The sequence below is a fragment of the Prevotella sp. P6B4 genome, from assembly GCF_000619985.1.
In the GTDB taxonomy this organism is placed as follows: Bacteria; Bacteroidota; Bacteroidia; order Bacteroidales; family Bacteroidaceae; genus Prevotella.
On the sequence record NZ_JHVE01000022.1, the window covers coordinates 1 to 17,682 of the forward strand.

The 17,682-nt window shown below is 47.5% G+C and carries 18 protein-coding genes and 1 pseudogene; 14 read left to right on the forward strand and 5 right to left on the reverse strand.

Annotated features, from left to right (window positions below; translation table 11 throughout):
* The 4 genes and pseudogenes from T491_RS16580 to T491_RS0112835 form a co-directional block, all read right to left on the reverse strand.
* Positions 1–293 (reverse strand): annotated as a pseudogene (locus T491_RS16580) (hypothetical protein); the annotation flags it as partial.
* A 38-nt stretch (positions 294–331) separates the two neighbouring features.
* Positions 332–955: a hypothetical protein gene (locus tag T491_RS0112825; RefSeq protein WP_028904244.1), complete on the reverse strand. Its 624-nt coding sequence runs from the start codon at positions 953–955 to the stop codon at positions 332–334.
* Entirely contained in the window at positions 945–1,487 is a 543-nt protein-coding gene (locus T491_RS0112830; RefSeq protein WP_028904245.1) for an RHS repeat-associated core domain-containing protein, read from the reverse strand. The genes T491_RS0112825 and T491_RS0112830 overlap by 11 nt, the downstream gene beginning before the upstream one ends.
* 199 nt (positions 1,488–1,686) lie before the next feature.
* Positions 1,687–2,430, reverse strand: a complete 744-nt coding sequence (locus T491_RS0112835) for an RNA methyltransferase (RefSeq protein WP_028904246.1) — start codon at positions 2,428–2,430, stop codon at positions 1,687–1,689.
* A gap of 94 nt (positions 2,431–2,524) precedes the next feature.
* On the opposite strand from T491_RS0112835, the gene T491_RS0112840 reads away from it, so the two are divergent.
* From T491_RS0112840 to T491_RS0112870, 7 genes are all read left to right on the forward strand, one after another.
* Complete coding sequence (locus tag T491_RS0112840; protein WP_036916110.1) at positions 2,525–4,723, forward strand: BamA/TamA family outer membrane protein; 2,199 nt, start codon at positions 2,525–2,527, stop codon at positions 4,721–4,723.
* Between the two features lie 75 nt (positions 4,724–4,798).
* Positions 4,799–5,614, forward strand: a complete 816-nt coding sequence (locus T491_RS0112845; RefSeq protein WP_028904248.1) for an MBL fold metallo-hydrolase — start codon at positions 4,799–4,801, stop codon at positions 5,612–5,614.
* 33 nt (positions 5,615–5,647) lie between these two features.
* A complete protein-coding gene (locus tag T491_RS0112850; RefSeq protein ID WP_028904249.1) occupies positions 5,648–6,151 on the forward strand; it encodes a DMP19 family protein in 504 nt (167 codons plus the stop codon).
* Position 6,152: 1 nt separating this feature from the next.
* Positions 6,153–6,635, forward strand: a complete 483-nt coding sequence (smpB, locus tag T491_RS0112855) for an SsrA-binding protein SmpB (protein WP_028904250.1) — start codon at positions 6,153–6,155, stop codon at positions 6,633–6,635.
* 14 nt (positions 6,636–6,649) lie between these two features.
* Complete coding sequence (metH, locus tag T491_RS16585; RefSeq protein ID WP_051523159.1) at positions 6,650–9,352, forward strand: methionine synthase; 2,703 nt, start codon at positions 6,650–6,652, stop codon at positions 9,350–9,352.
* Positions 9,342–10,826 (forward strand): family 10 glycosylhydrolase, encoded by a 1,485-nt coding sequence (locus T491_RS0112865; RefSeq protein ID WP_028904251.1) that lies wholly within the window; start codon positions 9,342–9,344, stop codon positions 10,824–10,826. The genes metH and T491_RS0112865 overlap by 11 nt, the downstream gene beginning before the upstream one ends.
* A 10-nt stretch (positions 10,827–10,836) precedes the next feature.
* Complete coding sequence (locus T491_RS0112870; RefSeq protein ID WP_155950138.1) at positions 10,837–11,472, forward strand: hypothetical protein; 636 nt, start codon at positions 10,837–10,839, stop codon at positions 11,470–11,472.
* Here T491_RS0112870 and T491_RS0112875 read toward each other — a convergent pair.
* Positions 11,469–11,909, reverse strand: a complete 441-nt coding sequence (locus tag T491_RS0112875) for a hypothetical protein (RefSeq protein ID WP_028904253.1) — start codon at positions 11,907–11,909, stop codon at positions 11,469–11,471. The genes T491_RS0112870 and T491_RS0112875 overlap by 4 nt on opposite strands.
* A 152-nt stretch (positions 11,910–12,061) precedes the next feature.
* Here T491_RS0112875 and T491_RS0112880 point away from each other — a divergent pair, with 152 nt between their 5' ends.
* From T491_RS0112880 to rsxA, 7 genes are read left to right on the forward strand one after another with little or no spacing between them, the layout of a single operon-like run.
* Positions 12,062–12,475 carry a SoxR reducing system RseC family protein gene (locus tag T491_RS0112880; protein WP_028904254.1) on the forward strand — a complete coding sequence of 138 codons (414 nt, stop codon included), beginning with the start codon at positions 12,062–12,064 and terminating at the stop codon, positions 12,473–12,475.
* Between the two features lie 25 nt (positions 12,476–12,500).
* Positions 12,501–13,382, forward strand: coding sequence for a Fe-S cluster domain-containing protein (locus T491_RS16590; protein WP_036916111.1), 882 nt, complete (start codon positions 12,501–12,503; stop codon positions 13,380–13,382).
* Positions 13,379–14,752, forward strand: a complete 1,374-nt coding sequence (rsxC, locus tag T491_RS0112890) for an electron transport complex subunit RsxC (RefSeq protein WP_036916113.1) — start codon at positions 13,379–13,381, stop codon at positions 14,750–14,752. The genes T491_RS16590 and rsxC overlap by 4 nt, the downstream gene beginning before the upstream one ends.
* Positions 14,753–14,803: 51 nt before the next feature.
* Complete coding sequence (locus tag T491_RS0112895; RefSeq protein ID WP_028904256.1) at positions 14,804–15,796, forward strand: RnfABCDGE type electron transport complex subunit D; 993 nt, start codon at positions 14,804–14,806, stop codon at positions 15,794–15,796.
* Entirely contained in the window at positions 15,793–16,422 is a 630-nt protein-coding gene (locus T491_RS0112900) for an RnfABCDGE type electron transport complex subunit G (RefSeq protein WP_028904257.1), read from the forward strand. Before T491_RS0112895 ends, T491_RS0112900 begins: the two co-directional genes overlap by 4 nt.
* A 3-nt stretch (positions 16,423–16,425) precedes the next feature.
* Positions 16,426–17,010: an RnfABCDGE type electron transport complex subunit E gene (locus tag T491_RS0112905; protein ID WP_028904258.1), complete on the forward strand. Its 585-nt coding sequence runs from the start codon at positions 16,426–16,428 to the stop codon at positions 17,008–17,010.
* A gap of 3 nt (positions 17,011–17,013) precedes the next feature.
* On the forward strand, positions 17,014–17,616 hold the full coding sequence (gene rsxA, locus T491_RS0112910) for an electron transport complex subunit RsxA (protein ID WP_028904259.1): 603 nt from the start codon (positions 17,014–17,016) through the stop codon (positions 17,614–17,616).
* Positions 17,617–17,682 lie beyond the last annotated feature (66 nt).

The window sequence follows — 17,682 nt, forward strand, 5'->3', positions numbered from 1 at the left end:
AAGTATATCTGCTTCGGATTGTTGTTCCAGTCGTAGGTGATATTACCGGTTTCAATGACCGACACCATGCCTGTGCTGTCTTTTATAAACATCACCTGCGAAGACTCCTTGGAGCCCAGTTTCTTTGAAAAGTCCCATACTCTGTTCATCCCGCCTCTGCCGGGCGAGAAGTAGCGGATCTTGCATTTCTGCAGGCTGTCGGTCGATTCTGGCATCATGCCAGACAGATTCACCTGACCATAGACCGGCATCGCTCCAGATAGCAATAATGGTAGTAATAATTTCAGTTTCATATATAACTTATTATGTCTATCTTCGTGTGATTACTTGATTATTCACTTTCCATATGAGGAAATAGAATTTTTAATTCCTTCTCTGAGTAACCTCCTGCTTTATAGTTCGAATCCGTAGAATTCACTTTGAAATATATTACCATCTTGTTGGCTATATCAATAATTGCAGTTCCGTAATTCCTACCCCCTTCTTCTTTGTATACAAGTACATTTTGACTTGGACTGATTGTACACATGCATTCTGGTTCTCGAATTATTGGGAAATGCGTATATAGATTTACATAAACATATATCGAATCATTTTTCTTATAGCCAACATATTGGCGGAAATACTTTCTTAGCCGAAAAGGCTCCTCATTAACACAACCATCTCTATCGTAAAGATAGTAGTTAAAGTAATTCCTAAGAATATCTTTAGCTAAGCTATATTCCTGATCAGAGAGAGAGTAAAATGACATACCTTTTTTTAGGAGAAACGTACTATCAGGATATATATATGTAGTATCCTTATTCAGCAAAAAATCCAGTCCATTTTCGGAATAATCAGTCGCCCATACAATCTGAAAATCATCTATAGACGATTTCTGGATACCTCTGCATGACAGAAAAATACATATGCAAACAAGTAGTTTGCCTACAAGCTTTATAAGTTTAAAATCCATATTCAAAACCTTTTGTTCCAACTTGACTATCCGAGGGGTAAGTTATAGGATTTCCAGATTCGTCCACAAGTGGCTTCCCATTAAGATATACTTCCCAATGACCTTCAACCTCTTCACCTGTTTTTTCATTAATTGTAGTAGCAATCCTTTCATCACCATTTGATGATGTATGAACATTTTCTGTAGGAGCTATAATAATTACATTCTGAAACTCCTGAGCCCCGGAAATTTTCTGAGCAAACTCAGACGTTGCACATGAATGTAGAATTAGAACTGCCTGTTCTGTACTTGTTTGGGACCAACTATTTCCACAATACACATACGGACTGATACCTCTATAGTCTTCTGCTAGCGGATCCTCCCTATCCCATCTTGCGAGAATGGGATCATATTGTCTTGCGCCATAATCGTAGGTATTCAGGCCGTGCATCTTATCGAGTTCCTTGCCGTTGTATTTGTAGGGTTGGAAGTCGGGATTTGTGGCGGCTGAGGTGTCTGCGTATGGAGCACCGAAGGGATAATAGGGTTTCATATCAATGGCTTTTAGTTATTTAAATAACCATGGCAAAGATAGTAAAAGTTTTAGTATCAACACCATGTTTTAACAATGGATAGTGGTCTTTTATGAAATTTTTGCAAAGTACCTAAAGAATTATTGCGCGCTAACTACTTTGCACGTGAAAAGTACTTAGAGAAAAACGACGTATGATTAATCACTTTTTGGATGACTTCTATAGACTGCGGCGGCGGAACTCACTGCAGGTGATGGCGGTGGCTACGCCTACGTTGAGACTGTCGGCCGTGTCGCCTTGGTGAAAGTCGGGGATCAACAGTTTGTGGGTGACGCGGGCACGAACGGTTTCGCTGATGCCGTTACCCTCATTGCCCATGACGATGATGCCATGCTGCGAAAGTGACTGGGTGTAGATATTCTCGCCATCGAGGAAAGTGCCGTAGATGGGGAAGTCGGTGGGCAGACTGTCGAATAGTTGGATGGGGTCGGTATATACAATCTGTACGCGGGCGATAGAACCCATTGTGGCTTGGATAACCTTTGGGTTCCAGGCATCGACAGTACCTTCGCTACAGTAGATGGTGGAGATGCCGAACCAGTCGGCTATGCGGATGATGGTGCCCAGATTGCCTGGGTCCTGAACATTGTCGAGGAGAAGGCTGAGGGCAGAGCTGTCTGGGCTGATGGCTGATGTCTCAGGGATAGGGAAGAGGGCGAGCACTTGTTGCGGGTGCTGCAGGAGTGAGAGACGTGTGAGCTCGTCGGGGGTGACCTCAATGGCGCCTGCCATCTGATTGGTGGCAAGCCAGTCGGAAGTAGCGAATAACTGACGAGGGGTGAAACCGGCTTCCAACAAATCGCCAACCACCTTATGTCCTTCGGCTATGAAAAGACCCTCTTGCTTGCGAAACTTCTTGAGCTCGAGCTGATGCACGTATTTTATCTGATTTTTGCTGATCATATACTATAAAAATGCGAAAATTCTGTGCAAAGATACGAATTAATTGAGAATTTAGAATTAAGAATTGAGAGTTTTTATTAATTTTGCAGCGAAAATGAGTCGAAAAAGAGATAAATATAGGTATTTACCATATATATGTTTGTCGGCAGCGGCACTATTGGTGTGCAGTTGCACGGTGACGCGCGACCTTCCGGAAGGCAGTTATCTGTTGGATGACGTCAAGGTGGTGGCCGATGGAAAATATCGCGATATCAGTACCAGTCAACTGAAGGGCTATGTACGCCAGAAGGGTAACTCGCGCTGGTTTTCGGCCGTGAAACTGCCCTTAGGTGTCTATGCGCTGGCTGGTAAGGATAGTTCATGGGTGAACCGTACGCTGCGCCAGATGGGCGAGGCGCCGGTGATCTACGACTCGGTGCAGGCTCAGATGACCTGTAAGGACCTGCAGCAGGCTTTACAGAACAAAGGCTATCTGGATGCCCAGGTTGAACTGTACACTGACCAGAAGAAACATAAGCTGGATGCCGTCTATGTGTTGCATCCGGGACAGCCGTATTTCGTGCGTGAACTGGAATATGAAATCGAGGATACGACGGTTGCACGTTTGATGAAGCACCGTCGTTCGCTCTTGCACCCCGGTATGCAGTTCAGTGTGGAGACCTTGTCGGCCGAACGCAACCAGATGACGCAGCATCTGCAGAATAACGGTTATTTCCGTTTTCATAAGGAGTATATTACCTATGCGGCTCAGAAAGATGAACAGCAGCACGGCGTGAACCTGAAGTTACGTCTGCAACAGCAGCACAAAGTTTATCTTATCGATGATATCGCGTATGAGAGTTCCGGCGAGGAGCAGCGGCTGCATCTGCGTCCGAAGGTGCTCAGCGAGAATACCTTTTTAGAGGCGGGTGGTCCTTATTCGGCAGAGAAACTGCAGAACACGTATAACCACTTCGGACGTTTGGGAGCGGTGAAGTACACCAATATTGCTTTTGAACAGCAGCCCGATACAACACTGCTCAATGCCAAGATTCAGATACAGACCAACAAGCCATCGACCATCAGTTTTCAACCTGAGGGTACGAATACGGCTGGTGATTTCGGTGCGGCTGCATCGCTGACGTATCAGAACCGTAACCTGTTTCGTGGCTCCGAGACTTTCAGTCTGCAGCTGCGTGGTGCCTACGAGGCCATCAAGGGTCTGGAGGGGTATAGTCATCGGAACTTTACGGAGTATAGTGTTGAGACGCGACTCTCGTTCCCACGATTCATCATGCCTTTCCTGAGTCGCAGTTTCCGTCGCAGAACACTTGCCACGAGCGATCTGTCGCTGATTTACGACACGCAAGACCGTCCTGAGTTCCACCGTCGTGTGCTCACTGCTGGTTGGTCGTACCAGTGGAAACCGCAGAATCATCACGACAGCTACCGCTTTGATCTGGTGAACCTGAACTATGTGTTCATGCCCTGGATCAGCGAGACCTTCAAGAAGGAGTATTTAGACAATGAGACGAACTATAACGCTATCCTTCGCTATAACTACGAGGACCTCTTTATCATGCGTATGGGCTTCGGCTATGCGTATAATAACGGTCACGTGGCCCTGAAGGCGAATGTGGAAACGGCTGGTAATCTGCTGAATATCAGTTCGAAACTGCTGAACGCCTCGAAGAACAGCGAGACGGGACAATACACGCTCTTTAATATTGCCTATGCCCAGTATGTGAAGGGCGACTTTGATTATACCCAGGAGCTGATGCGAGGTACTAACGACCAGTTGGTGTTCCATATCGGTGTGGGGCTGGCTTATCCGTATGGCAACTCGACCGTGCTGCCTTTCGAGAAACGTTACTTCTCGGGTGGTGCCAACAGCGTCAGAGGATGGACTGTGAGAAGCTTGGGACCAGGTCGCTATAAGGATAAAGACGGGCGTATAAACTTTATTACACAGACGGGCGATATGAAGCTCGACTTGAATGCGGAATACAGAACCAAGCTATTCTGGAAATTTAATGGCGCACTCTTTGTGGATGCTGGTAATATATGGACTTTCAGAGATTATAATGGTCAGGAAGGCGGACGTTTTACCTTTAGTCGATTGTTGAGCGATCTGGCGGTTAGCTATGGTATGGGCGTAAGATTAAATTTTGACTATTTTATCCTGCGCTTCGATTTGGGCATGAAGGCGGTGAACCCCGCTTTCGAGATAGAATCAGACGATCACTACCCGTTGTTGCACCCACGTCTGTCGCGCGATTTGGCTTTTCACTTCGCAGTAGGTATGCCATTCTAAAATTAATAAATAATGTGAAAAGCGGGTGCCGTTTCATATTATTTTAGTACCTTTGCACGAAAATTATTATACGACATGTTGAAATTTATATCGTTTGGAAGCGGTAGCAGCGGTAATTGCTATTATCTGGGCACTGCGACAGACGGGCTGATAATAGATATAGGCATCGGAATACGCACACTGAAGAAATACTGTAAGGAATACGGTATTCAGTTGAATTCTGTGAAGCGCATCCTGATAACACACGATCATGCTGATCATATCAAATCAGTAGGAGCCCTGAGTCATGACATGAATCTGCCTGTCTATGCTACGCACAAAGTGCACGAGGGAATAGATAAGAATTATTGCATTACCCGCAAAGTATCGGCTGACCATAAGAAAGAAATAGTACCAGGTGAGAGTATCACCCTTGGCGACTTCAAAGTGAAACCTTTTGCGGTGCCTCATGATGCCTCTGAGAATGTGGGCTACGAGATTGAGGTTGAGGGTATTGTGTTTGTGGTAATTACCGACGTGGGGCGTATCACAGAGGATATCTGCGCCAGCATCCGTCGTGCCAACTATCTGGTCATTGAGGCTAACCACGATGTAGAGATGCTGAAGACGGGGCCTTATCCCGATTATCTGAAGCAGCGCATCAGAAGCGGCAACGGACACCTGTCGAACATGGAGTGCGGCGAAGCCTTAGTGGAGAATATGACCGAAGCACTTAAGCATGTGTGGCTATGCCATCTGAGCGAAGAGAATAATCACCCCGAATTGGCCCGTAAGACGGTGGAGACCATCCTGCGTAGTCATGGCGTGATTCCTGGTAAGGACTTGGAACTCGAAGTGCTTAAGCGCAAAACGCCTACTGGTGTCTATGAACTCGAGAATAACGAGGCGTAACAATCGTATAAATTATCAAATAGTCAAAAAAAGATGGTCGAGGTAATTGTAAAGGATGAAGAGCTGCAGAAGGCAGCCATGGAGGGAATGGATGAATTCCTGGATGTGTTTGTAAAGGCTATCTACGACGCCATTGGCGGTGAACTGACAGCCGAGAGTATGCAGCAGCTCAATGCCGACCAGCTGACGCTATTGGCTTGGAGTATCCTGCACGAAGAGGTGATGGATGGTGGTTTCGTACAGCTCATCTACAACGGCTACGGACCATTTATCTTCAAGAATCCGCTGGCTAAAGCCTTACGCCAGTGGAATATGCGTGCGCCATCGAAGCTGATCTACGATGCCCACACGCTGTGGCTGAAATATCGTGAGGAGATAGAAACAGAGAAGAGCGACGAGGACTTCATGGCCATGTTTGAGCAGTATCCGGAATTCGAGAACCTCGACGACATCTTTATTGAGAACGAGGAGGAGTGGGTGAGCGACATCGCACATTATGTCGATGATCATCTCGAGAACTTCGCAACTATTAAGTGATATGAATAAGACTGAGGAACAGATAAGGAAAAAGAGTCCGGTGCAGATTCGCAACAAGAAGGCCTCGTTCGAGTACTTCTTCATCGATACCTATACAGCTGGTATCGTGCTGACGGGTACGGAGATCAAGAGTATCCGACTGGGAAAGGCGAGTTTGGTTGACACCTATTGCGTGGTGATCAACGGCGAACTCTGGGTGAAGGGCATGAATGTAAGCCCTTACTTCTACGGTTCGTACAACAACCACGAGATGAAGCGCGACCGCAAACTGCTGTTGAACAAGAAAGAGATCCGTGCCTTAGAGAGTGCCACCAAACAGACGGGTTACACCATTGTGCCCATCCTGGTGTTTATCGACGAGAAAGGTCGTGCCAAGGTGGATGTGGCGCTGTGTAAGGGTAAGAAGGAGTTCGACAAGCGACAGACGCTGAAAGAGAAGGAGGATCGCCGTGAGATGGACCGTGCAATGAAAGTTTGGAAGTGATTGAACAGTAAGACATGAGTAAACTAAACGAGATCATAAACGAGAGAGTTCTCATACTCGATGGAGCCATGGGAACGATGATTGGTGCTGTGATCGGTAAGGTAGGTAACAGCGATGAACTTAACCTTTTGCGCCCCGAAGTGGTGTCGGAAATTCATCGTAAATACCTCGAAGCCGGCGCTGATATCATTACGACCAATACGTTCAGCAGCCAACGTATTTCGCAAGCTGACTACCAGTTAGAGGAGCGTGCTTGGGAAATGGCTTGCAAGGGTGCTCAGTTGGCGCGCATCGAAGCCGACAAATTTACTACAGAGGAAAAACCAAGATTCGTGGCTGGTTCGATAGGACCGACCAATAAAACCCTGTCGATGTCGCCTGACGTCAGCAATCCTGCGCTCCGCGACATTACATACGACGAACTGTTGGATGCCTATATGGAACAGGTTGACGGACTGATTGAGGGCGGGGTTGACACCTTGTTGATAGAGACCATCTTCGATACACTGAATGCCAAGTGTGCCATCGATGCCGCTATGCGGGTGATGGAGAAAAGGCAATTACAGCTGCCCATTATGATCTCGGTAACTGTGAGCGATCTGGCGGGCAGAACACTCTCAGGACAGACACTCGATGCCTTCCTGGCCAGCGTCAGCACGTATCCCATATTCTCTATCGGATTGAACTGCTCTTTTGGTGCTACGCAGATGAAACCCTTTATCCGCGAACTGGCCCAGAAAGCCCCATACTATATCAGTTGCTATCCTAATGCCGGATTGCCTAATGCGCTCGGACTCTATGACGAGACTGCCGAGAGTATGGCGCCTAAGATGGGTGAACTGGTGGACGAGGGTATCGTCAACATCATCGGTGGTTGTTGTGGTACCACTGATGAATTTATCCGCTTGTACCAGCCATTGGTGGTAGGCAAGAAGCCCCATGTGCCAGCCTCTATGCCGAGCACGATGTGGTTGTCGGGATTGGAACTGCAGAACGTCACCGAAGAGGTACATTTTGTAAATGTGGGTGAGCGTTGTAATGTGGCGGGCTCACGCAAATTCCTGCGACTTATCAAGGAAAAGAATTACAGCGAAGCTCTGTCGATAGCCCGTAAGCAGGTGAGCGACGGAGCGCTGGTGATTGATATCAATATGGACGATGGTCTGTTGGATGCCCAACAGGAAATGACCACCTTTCTCAACATGATTGCCGCCGAACCGGATATTGCCAAGGTGCCTGTAATGATCGACTCGTCGAACTGGGAGGTCATCAAGGCTGGACTTAAATGTGTGCAGGGCAAGAGCATTGTGAACTCGATTTCACTGAAAGAGGGTGAACAGAAGTTTATTGAGCACGCACAGGATGTGATGCGCTATGGCGCTGCGGTGGTAGTGATGTGTTTCGATGAAGAAGGACAGGCTACCACGTATGAGCGACGTATTGAGATTGCTGAGCGCGCCTTCCGTATTCTTACCGAACAGGTAGGCATGAACCCGCTCGACATTATCTTCGACCCGAATATCCTGGCCATTGCTACGGGTATGGAAGAACATGATGCCTATGCCGCCGATTTTATCCGTGCAACGGGTTGGATTCATGAAAACCTGAAAGGCGCGCACGTTAGCGGCGGTGTGAGTAACCTGAGTTTCTCGTTCCGTGGTAACAACTATATCCGTGAGGCAATGCATGCCGTATTCCTTTATCATGCCATTCAGTATGGTATGGATTTTGGTATCGTAAACCCTTCTACGAAAGTAATTTACGCTGATATTCCTCAAGACCAGCTTGAGGTTATTGAAGACGTTGTGCTGAATCGTAAGAAGGGTGCCTCTGAGCGCCTCATCGAGTTGGCTGGCAAAATCATGGAGGAGGAGCTGGCCAAGAAAGAGGCTGGGGGAGCAAGTGCGGAGAAACACCCTTTCGAGGATCGCCTTCAGACGTCGGTAGAGGACCGTCTGGCCCAAGCTTTAGTGAAGGGCGACGGTACGTTTCTCGAAGAGGATCTGAAGGAAGCATTGGCTAAGTTTGAACATGCGGTAGAGATTATCGAAGGTCCGCTGATGGCGGGTATGAACAAGGTGGGAAAGCTGTTCGGTGAAGGTAAGATGTTCCTGCCTCAGGTGGTGAAAACCGCCCGTACCATGAAGCAGGCAGTAGATATCCTGCAACCCTTCATAGAAGCCGAGAAAACCGAGAGTACGACCTCGGCAGGTAAAGTGCTGTTGGCAACCGTGAAGGGTGATGTTCACGACATCGGAAAGAATATTGTCAGTGTGGTGATGGCCTGTAACGGCTACGAGGTGGTGGATATGGGTGTCATGGTGCCCGCCGACCAGATAGTGAAGAAAGCTCAGGAGGAACATGTGGATATCATCGGATTGAGCGGACTCATCACTCCCAGTTTAGAGGAGATGGTGAACGTGGCTGAGGAGCTGAAGAAAGCAGGACTCGATATTCCCATCATGATTGGAGGCGCCACTACCAGCGAACTGCATGTAGCGCTGAAGATAGCTCCCGTTTACGGTGGTCCCGTGGTATGGATGAAGGATGCTTCGCAGAATGCGCTGATGGCTGCCAAGCTGTTGGCCGATAAGCAGACCGTGGAGCACGAACTGGATAAGAAATATGATAACCTGCGTGAGGAATATCATCAGGAACAAGCGCAGATTGTGTCACTCGAAGAAGCAAGAAAGAATAAACCCAGATATGAAGAATAAATTAGTTTTGATGGCCATAGCTCTGCTGATGGCAGTGGCAGGAAATGCGCAGAAGAGAGAGATGCGCGGTGCATGGATACAGTGCGTGAACGGACAGTTCCAGAATATGGGAACCGCCAAGATGCAGCAGACATTAACCTATCAGCTCGACGAGCTGAAGAAGGATGGTGTGAATGTGATTATCTTCCAGGTACGCCCAGAGTGCGATGCCCTCTACGAGAGTAAGATAGAGCCATGGAGCCGATTCCTGACAGGTGTTCAGGGCAAGGCGCCCAGCCCTTATTGGGACCCTTTGCAGTGGATGATTGAGGAGTGTCATAAGCGCGACATGGAACTGCATGCTTGGATTAATCCCTTCAGAGCCAAGACCAAGGGTACCAATGTGTTGGCAAAGAACCACATCGCGATTCGTAAGCCTGCAAACTGTTTCGCATACGATGAGCTGTTTATCCTGAATCCTGGAATCGAAGAGAATCGCGATTATATCTGTGAGGTGGCCAAGGATATCGTGGCGCGTTACGATGTGGACGGTATCCATATGGACGACTATTTCTATCCTTATCCGGTAAAGGGTTTGAGCATACCTGATGATGAGCTGTTCCATGATCACTCTAACGGCATCAAGGACCAGAATGATTGGCGCCGCTATAATGTGAACCTGTTTATCGAGCAGTTCTACAAGGCCATCCATGAGGTGAAGCCTTGGGTGAAGGTGGGCATCTCGCCTTTTGGCATCTATCGTAACAAGAAGAGTTCGCCAGTGGGTAGTAATACCAATGGTACTCAGAACTACGACGATTTGTATGCTGATATCCTGTTATGGGTGAATAACGGATGGCTGGATTACTGTGTTCCTCAGTTGTACTGGGAGATAGGAAATAAGGCCGCTGATTATGCAACCCTTATTAAATGGTGGAGTCAGCACGCTGCTGTTCGTCCGTTGGTAATTGGCGAGGATGTGGAACGCACGGTGAAATATGCCGATCCTCAGAATCCCAACCAGCATCAGTTGGGTGCCAAGATGAATCTGCATCGCCAGAATCCTGCCGTAAAGGGTACTGTTCTGTGGTATGCTAAAGCGGCTGTAGATAATGTGGGCAACTATGGCACATCGCTCCGCGAAGTGTACTGGAAGCATCCTGCCCTCCAGCCCGAAATGCCGTTCATCAGCAATAAGGCACCAAAGAAGGTGAAGAAACTGTCGCCTTTATGGACTGAGGACGGTTATATCCTGTTCTGGATGTCGCCAAGCAGTAAGCATTGGGAAAGCAATGCAGAGAAATATGTAGTGTATCGTTTTGCCAAAGGCGAGAAGGTGAATCTGAACGATCCTTCGAAGATTGTTACTATCACCGATAAGTTCTTCTACAAACTGCCATACAATGAGGGCAAGGAGAAGTGGACCTATGTGGTTACTGCATTGAACCGCATCCAGAACGAAAGTAAGCCGGCAACGAAGAAAATAAAACTATAGCGAAGGCGTTATGAAAGGATTGATAGGAGGTTTATTAGGATTATTATTGTTGTGTGCTTGTGGAGGCAGAAGTCTGTCGCCCGAAGAGATGCAGCATAAGTTGGACAGCATCAAACAGCTGGAAATCAGGGAACGTTTAGAGGCTCAAGGTATCAACTTAAAGCATTCGGACAATCCGCTCAAGATGTTCTACGACAGTTTGGAATTGTTGCCGCTTCCTATCGCCTATACCGAGGAGTTTGTGAGGTATCTTCCCAACTTCAAACCGGTGCCGCAGGATATTGCCAAAGCGCTTGAATTGGAAGGACATGACAAACAGAAAGCCATCTCTTTGTCCGAATCTATTGGTGCCCGCTTGATGTTGCTGGCTGCTGATGAGGACGAAGACCGCTATTCGTTGTGGCTCTATTCGCTCGATGACGATTATATGCCGGTAGACAAACTGTGTCTGTATGCTATCAATGAGGACGAGGAACAGGATCTCGATGGTGATGAGGAGATACTACAGTATTTCACCATCACCAGCGATTATGAAATCCATCTGATGGACTACTCGAAGGAGAAGGCCAGAACACGTACAGAGGAAGTGTACACGTTGGATGCAACGCGTAACTTCTTATTGCAGAAAAGTGAGGAGTTGTATTAGTCTTCCAGCAATTTCTTGAGGAAGGCATCAAGATCTTCTTCCAGACCTTCCATCAAGTCGGGATCAATGATGACCGTTTCGTCGTCAACCAGATAGAGTTCTGCCACCGACTCCTTATCGTCGTCTTCCAGTACAAATGAGAAAGGCTTGAGGATAGACATGTTCTCAATGGTATCCTTCATCTTGTCCAAACTCTTACGAATCACCGAGGGAATCTCGTCGAAGAAGTTATCTGAAGTATCGCCGATCCAATCTTCAATAATGCATCGGTTGATTTCCTCATCGTTGTCGTCGAAAGCCATTAATTCACCCGTCTCCTGAGTAACGCGCATGTGGATATCAGTCATGACGGAAGCCTCTTCGGAAGGAGGAAATTTGTCGGCTATCTTGCGGATAGCACGTTCAATCTGCTGGAATGTCAGTTCGGTTGTCTTCATCTTCTTTTATTATTAATCTGTGGCAAAAGTATAAAAAAACTTTTGTAATTGCAAACGATTACGAATATTTTTATAAAAAAACCACGTTTTCGCTTGTTTTATTCAGTAGATTGTCGTACCTTTGCAAAATGTAATGTCTACATAGCAAATCGATGAGTAATACGATATCACATTCGGGAATTATTAAAAGCATAAGCGATGGTTGCATTAAGGTGCAGATCGTCCAGACTTCTGCGTGCGCAGCCTGTAAGGTGGCATCGCATTGCAATGCTGCCGAGTCGAAAGTGAAGATCGTAGATGTGTTCTGTCATAACACCGCTGGTTATACCGTAGGTCAGGAGGTGACAGTGTGGGCATCGAAGGATGTGGCTAACCGCGCTTTGCTATTAGGCTTCGGCGTACCTTTCTTATTATTAATAAGTGTGCTGATGATTGCTCTGAAACTATTGGGCGACGAGGGGTTGTCGGCGCTGGCGGCCATCGCGGCACTGATACCTTATTATCTGGCGCTATGGGTACTGAAAGATCGGATACAGAAACAGATATCATTCCAATTAGAATCATAAAATTAGTAACTAAAACAAATAGAGTATGAATTTCATCTTGATTGCAGTAATTGTACTTGGAGCTATCGGACTGATAGCGGCTATTGTGCTTTTTGCAGCCTCCAAGAAGTTCGCTGTCTATGAAGATCCACGTATTGCGCAGGTGGGCGAATTGCTGCCTGGTGCCAATTGCGGTGGATGCGGATTTCCAGGATGTAGCGGTATGGCCGATGCACTCGTGAAAGGTGCAGATGCCGGAAGCCTTGACGGACTGATGTGTCCTGTAGGCGGCGCCGAGACGATGGGAAAGGTGGCTGACTTGTTAGGAATGGCAATTGCTAATTCAGAACCGATGGTAGCCGTAGTAAGATGTAACGGTACCTGTGAACATCGTCCAAAGGTTGCTGAGTATGCTGGCCTGCGCACTTGTGCTGCCATGCATGCCTGTGGCGCTGGTGAGACTGCTTGCGGATTCGGTTGCTTAGGATGCGGTGATTGTGTGGCTGCTTGTCAGTTCGACGCCATTCGTATGAATCCTGAGACAGGAATCCCCGAGGTTGATGACGACAAGTGTACCTCGTGCGGCGCATGCGTCAAGGCATGTCCAAGAAACATTATCGAACTACGTAAGAAAGGGCCGAAGGGTAGGAGAGTCTTCGTATCGTGTGTGAACAAGGACAAGGGTCCTGTTGCCATGAAGGCTTGTGCCGTGAGCTGTATCGGTTGTGGTAAGTGCGAGAAGGAATGTAACTTCGGTGCCATCACCGTGGAGAACAATCTGGCCTACATCGATTTCGAAAAGTGCCGTTTGTGCCGTAAGTGTGTTACCGTATGTCCTAAGCATGCTATTGTGGATGTTAACTTCCCCACACCAGCACCTGCGCCAAAGCCCAAAGAACCTAAAAAAGAAGAGGAGGCAAAAGCATGAAGATCAGAACATTTAGTATAGGTGGTATTCACCCAGAAGAGAATAAACTGACCCACGAGGTCCCTACAAAGGTAGCTGAGCTGCCTAAGCAGGCCATTTTTCCATTGGGACAGCATATTGGTGCTCCAGCCAAACCTGTGGTACAGAAAGGCGACAAGGTGAAAGTAGGTACCATGATTGCCGAAGCCGGTGGTTTCGTTTCGGCTCCTATCTTCTCGTCGGTCAGTGGAACGGTATTCAAGATTGATACAGCCATCGATGCCACAGGCTATCGTAAGCCCGTGATCATCATTAATGTGGAAGGTGACGAGTGGGAGGAGAGCATCGATCGTTCGGACAAACTGGAGATGGTTGAGGCACACCCCGACCTGACACCAGAGGTGATTGTAGAACGTATCAAAAATGCTGGCGTTGTTGGTATGGGTGGTGCTTGTTTCCCCACCTTTATCAAGTTAACACCACCACCTACAGCCAAGGCTGAGTGCGTGATCATTAACGCTGTTGAGTGTGAACCTTATATCACCGCCGACTACCGTTTGATGATGGAGCACGCCGATGAGATTCTGGTTGGTCTCGAACTCCTGATGATGGCAGCGAAGGTGACTAAAGGCTATATTGGTATCGAAACCAACAAACCTGCTGCTATCGAATTGCTCACTGCTAAATGCGATGAAAAGTTCAATGTCCCAAGTTCAAAGTACAATGTAGAAGTGGTGCCCCTGAAGCAGCGCTATCCACAGGGTGGTGAGAAGCAGTTGGTAGATGCGGTGATCCAGCGTCAGGTGCCTGCACCTCCTGCTATCCCTGTTAATGTGGGTGCCATCGTGCAGAATGTAGGTACGGCTTTCGCTGTGTACGAGGCTGTGATGAAGAACAAACCGCTTTTTGAACGCTATACCACCGTTACGGGTAAGAAGCTTGAGAATCCAGGCAATTTCCTGGTGCGTATGGGTACACCCATGAAGGATCTGATTGAGGCTTGTGGTGGTATGCCCGAAGGCGATAATAAACTGCTGGCTGGTGGACCGATGATGGGTAAGGCACTGACTTCGGTAGAGGTGCCAATCTGTAAGGGAACCAACTCGGTAACTATCATCAGCGATGATGAAGCTCGCCGTAAGGAGCCGCAGCCCTGTATCCGTTGTGCCAAGTGCGTAGGTGTTTGTCCGATGGGATTGGAACCCTATTTGTTGGCTAAACTGTCGGAGGTGAAGAATTGGGAGCGTGCTGAGAGCGAAGATATCGTGAGCTGTATTGAGTGTGGATCTTGCCAATTCACCTGTCCTGCGCATCGTCCGCTGCTCGACAATATCCGTTTGGGTAAGAGCACTGTGATGGGAATCATCCGTTCACGCGCTGCTAAGAAATAGAATTGAGAAATAAATGGTAAATGGAAAATTGTTAAATTGTAAATTCTCAATATGAGTAAGTTAATAGTTTCATTATCGCCACATGCCCACGGCACCGATACCGTAGAGCGCAACATGTACGGCGTCATCATTGCACTGATGCCCGCCCTGCTCGTATCGTTCTATTTCTTCGGACTGGGTTCGGTTGTTGTAACAGCAACCAGCGTGGCTGCCTGCTTGTTCTTTGAGTGGGCTATCAGCAAGTATATCCTAAAGCAGCAGCGCAATACGGTGCTCGATGGTTCTGCCATCATCACAGGTTTGTTGCTCGCTTTCAACTTGCCTTCAAACCTGCCTGCATGGATCATCATCATCGGTGCGCTTTTCGCCATCGGTGTGGCTAAGATGACATTTGGCGGCTTAGGCAATAATCTGTTTAACCCCGCACTCGTTGGTCGTGCAGCGTTGCTGGTAGCATTTCCAGCCCAGATGACCACTTGGCCAAAGGTTGGTCAACTGAGTAGCTATCTCGATGCTGAGACGGGCGCAACACCACTTTCTATCATGAAAGAGGCCATCAAGAGCGGCGATGCATCTATACTCGATAAGTTGCCTTCATCGCTCGACCTCTTCCTGGGTAATCATCCTGATGGTGCGGGTGCAATGGGTGAGATTTGTGCGCTGGCTCTTTTGCTCGGTCTGGCATATATGTTGTGGAAGAAGATTATTACTTGGCATATACCTGTTTCGATCATTGCTACGGTATTCGTATTTGCTGGTTTGCTGCATCTCGCCAATCCTGCTTATGCTGATCCTGTCTCGGTGATTCTTTCTGGTGGTTTGATGCTGGGTGCCATCTTCATGGCAACCGATTATGTGACGAGCCCGATGACAGCCAAGGGACAACTCATCTATGGTATTGCCATTGGATTCCTGACGGTTGTGATCCGTAACTGGGGCGCATATCCTGAGGGTATGTCGTTCGTTATTCTGATTATGAATGCGTTCACACCGCTCATTAATAATTACGTGAAACCAAAACGATTCGGGGAGGTAGCAAAATGAAAAAGTTAGAATCATCATTACTGAATATGGTGCTGGTACTGACGTCGGTAGCAGTTATCATGGGGGGTATCCTGGCTTTTGTGAACCACCTGACAGAAGGTCCTATCAATGACCAGAAAGCAAGGGCTTTGGCTGATGGTATTAAAACCGTGATGTGTGTTGACAATCTGAAGGTTGCCAATACAGATACTGTCAAGCAGAACGATGCTAAGGGTAAGGAGATGACTTACATCATCTACCAGATTCAGGATGCCCAGAACAAGGATCTTGGTGCGGCTGTAGAGTCGACAACTGGCGGTTTCGGCGGCGATCTGAAGGTTCTGGTAGGTTTTAATACCGAAGGCCAGATCCTGGGTTATACGCTGTTGGAACATGCTGAGACTCCTGGCTTGGGCGCAAAAGCCGATAAATGGTTCCAGAAGGGTGAGAAAGGTGATATCATCGGTAAATCGCCAGCTCAGCCTCTCACGGTGTCGAAGGATGGTGGACAGGTTGACGCAATCACAGCATCGACCATTACCAGTCGTGCTTTCCTGTTGGCTGTCAATAATGCTTATAACGCTTACAAGGCTACACCAGCTGCTGATGCTGAGACTGGTGCAACTCAAAAAGTAAAGGAGGATTAAGGTATGAACGCAATACAGATTATTAAGAATGGTATCATCAAGGAGAATCCTACGTTCGTCTTGATGCTGGGTATGTGTCCTACATTGGCTACAACCACTTCGGCCATGAATGGTATGTCGATGGGACTTGCTACGATGGCGGTACTTATCTGCACGAATTTTGTCATTAGCTGTCTGAAGTCTGTCACTCCCGATAAGGTGCGTATTCCTGTCTTTATCGTGGTGATTGCAGCTTTCGTAACAATCCTCCAGATGGTGATTAAGGCGTATCTGCCTGAGGTGGATAAATCATTGGGATTGTTTATTCCGCTGATCGTAGTGAACTGTGTGATTCTTGGCCGAGCCGAAGCTTTTGCCGCCAAGAACTCGCCCGTTGCCTCTCTGTTTGATGGTATCGGTATAGGTCTTGGTTTTACCTTGGGTTTGACACTGTTAGGTATCTGTCGTGAACTGCTTGGAGCTGGCTCTGTCTTCGGATTTACATTGTTGCCTGAGACATTTAATATCCTGCTTTTCGTATTGCCTCCAGGTGCTTTCATCACCTTAGGTTTCCTGATTGCAATCGTTAACAAACTTAGAAACGCTTAAGTTATGGAATATATACTGATTTTCATTAGCGCCATATTCGTGAACAACATCGTGTTGTCACAATTCCTCGGCATTTGCCCGTTCCTTGGCGTATCCAAGAAGATTGATACCTCGTTAGGTATGTCGGCAGCTGTTGCTTTTGTGCTGACACTTGCCACCATCGTAACCTGGTTGGTTCAGAAATATGTGCTTGATGCCTTCGGACTACAGTATCTCCAGACGATAGCTTTTATTCTCGTAATAGCTTCGTTAGTACAGTTGGTAGAAATCGTTCTGAAGAAAGTGTCACCGGCTTTGTATCAGGCATTAGGCATCTTCCTGCCGCTGATAACCACTAACTGTGCCGTATTGGGTGTGGCTATTCTGGTTATTCAGAAAGATTACAATCTGCTGCAATCGGTAGTCTATGCTTTCTCAACCGCTATTGGTTTCGGCTTGGCACTGACCGTGTTCGCCGGTATGCGTGAGCAGTTGGAATTGGTGAAGATTCCAAAGGGCATGCAGGGTATGGCTATCGTGATGCTTTCTGCAGGTCTCCTGAGTTTGGCCTTTATGGGATTCTCGGGGGTTGACGGAGGACTGAAAGTGCTTTTCGGCATCGATTAAATAACAACTGACTACTAAAAAGAGTCCGAACTATTTTGTAGTTCGGGCTTTTTTGTTTAACTTTGC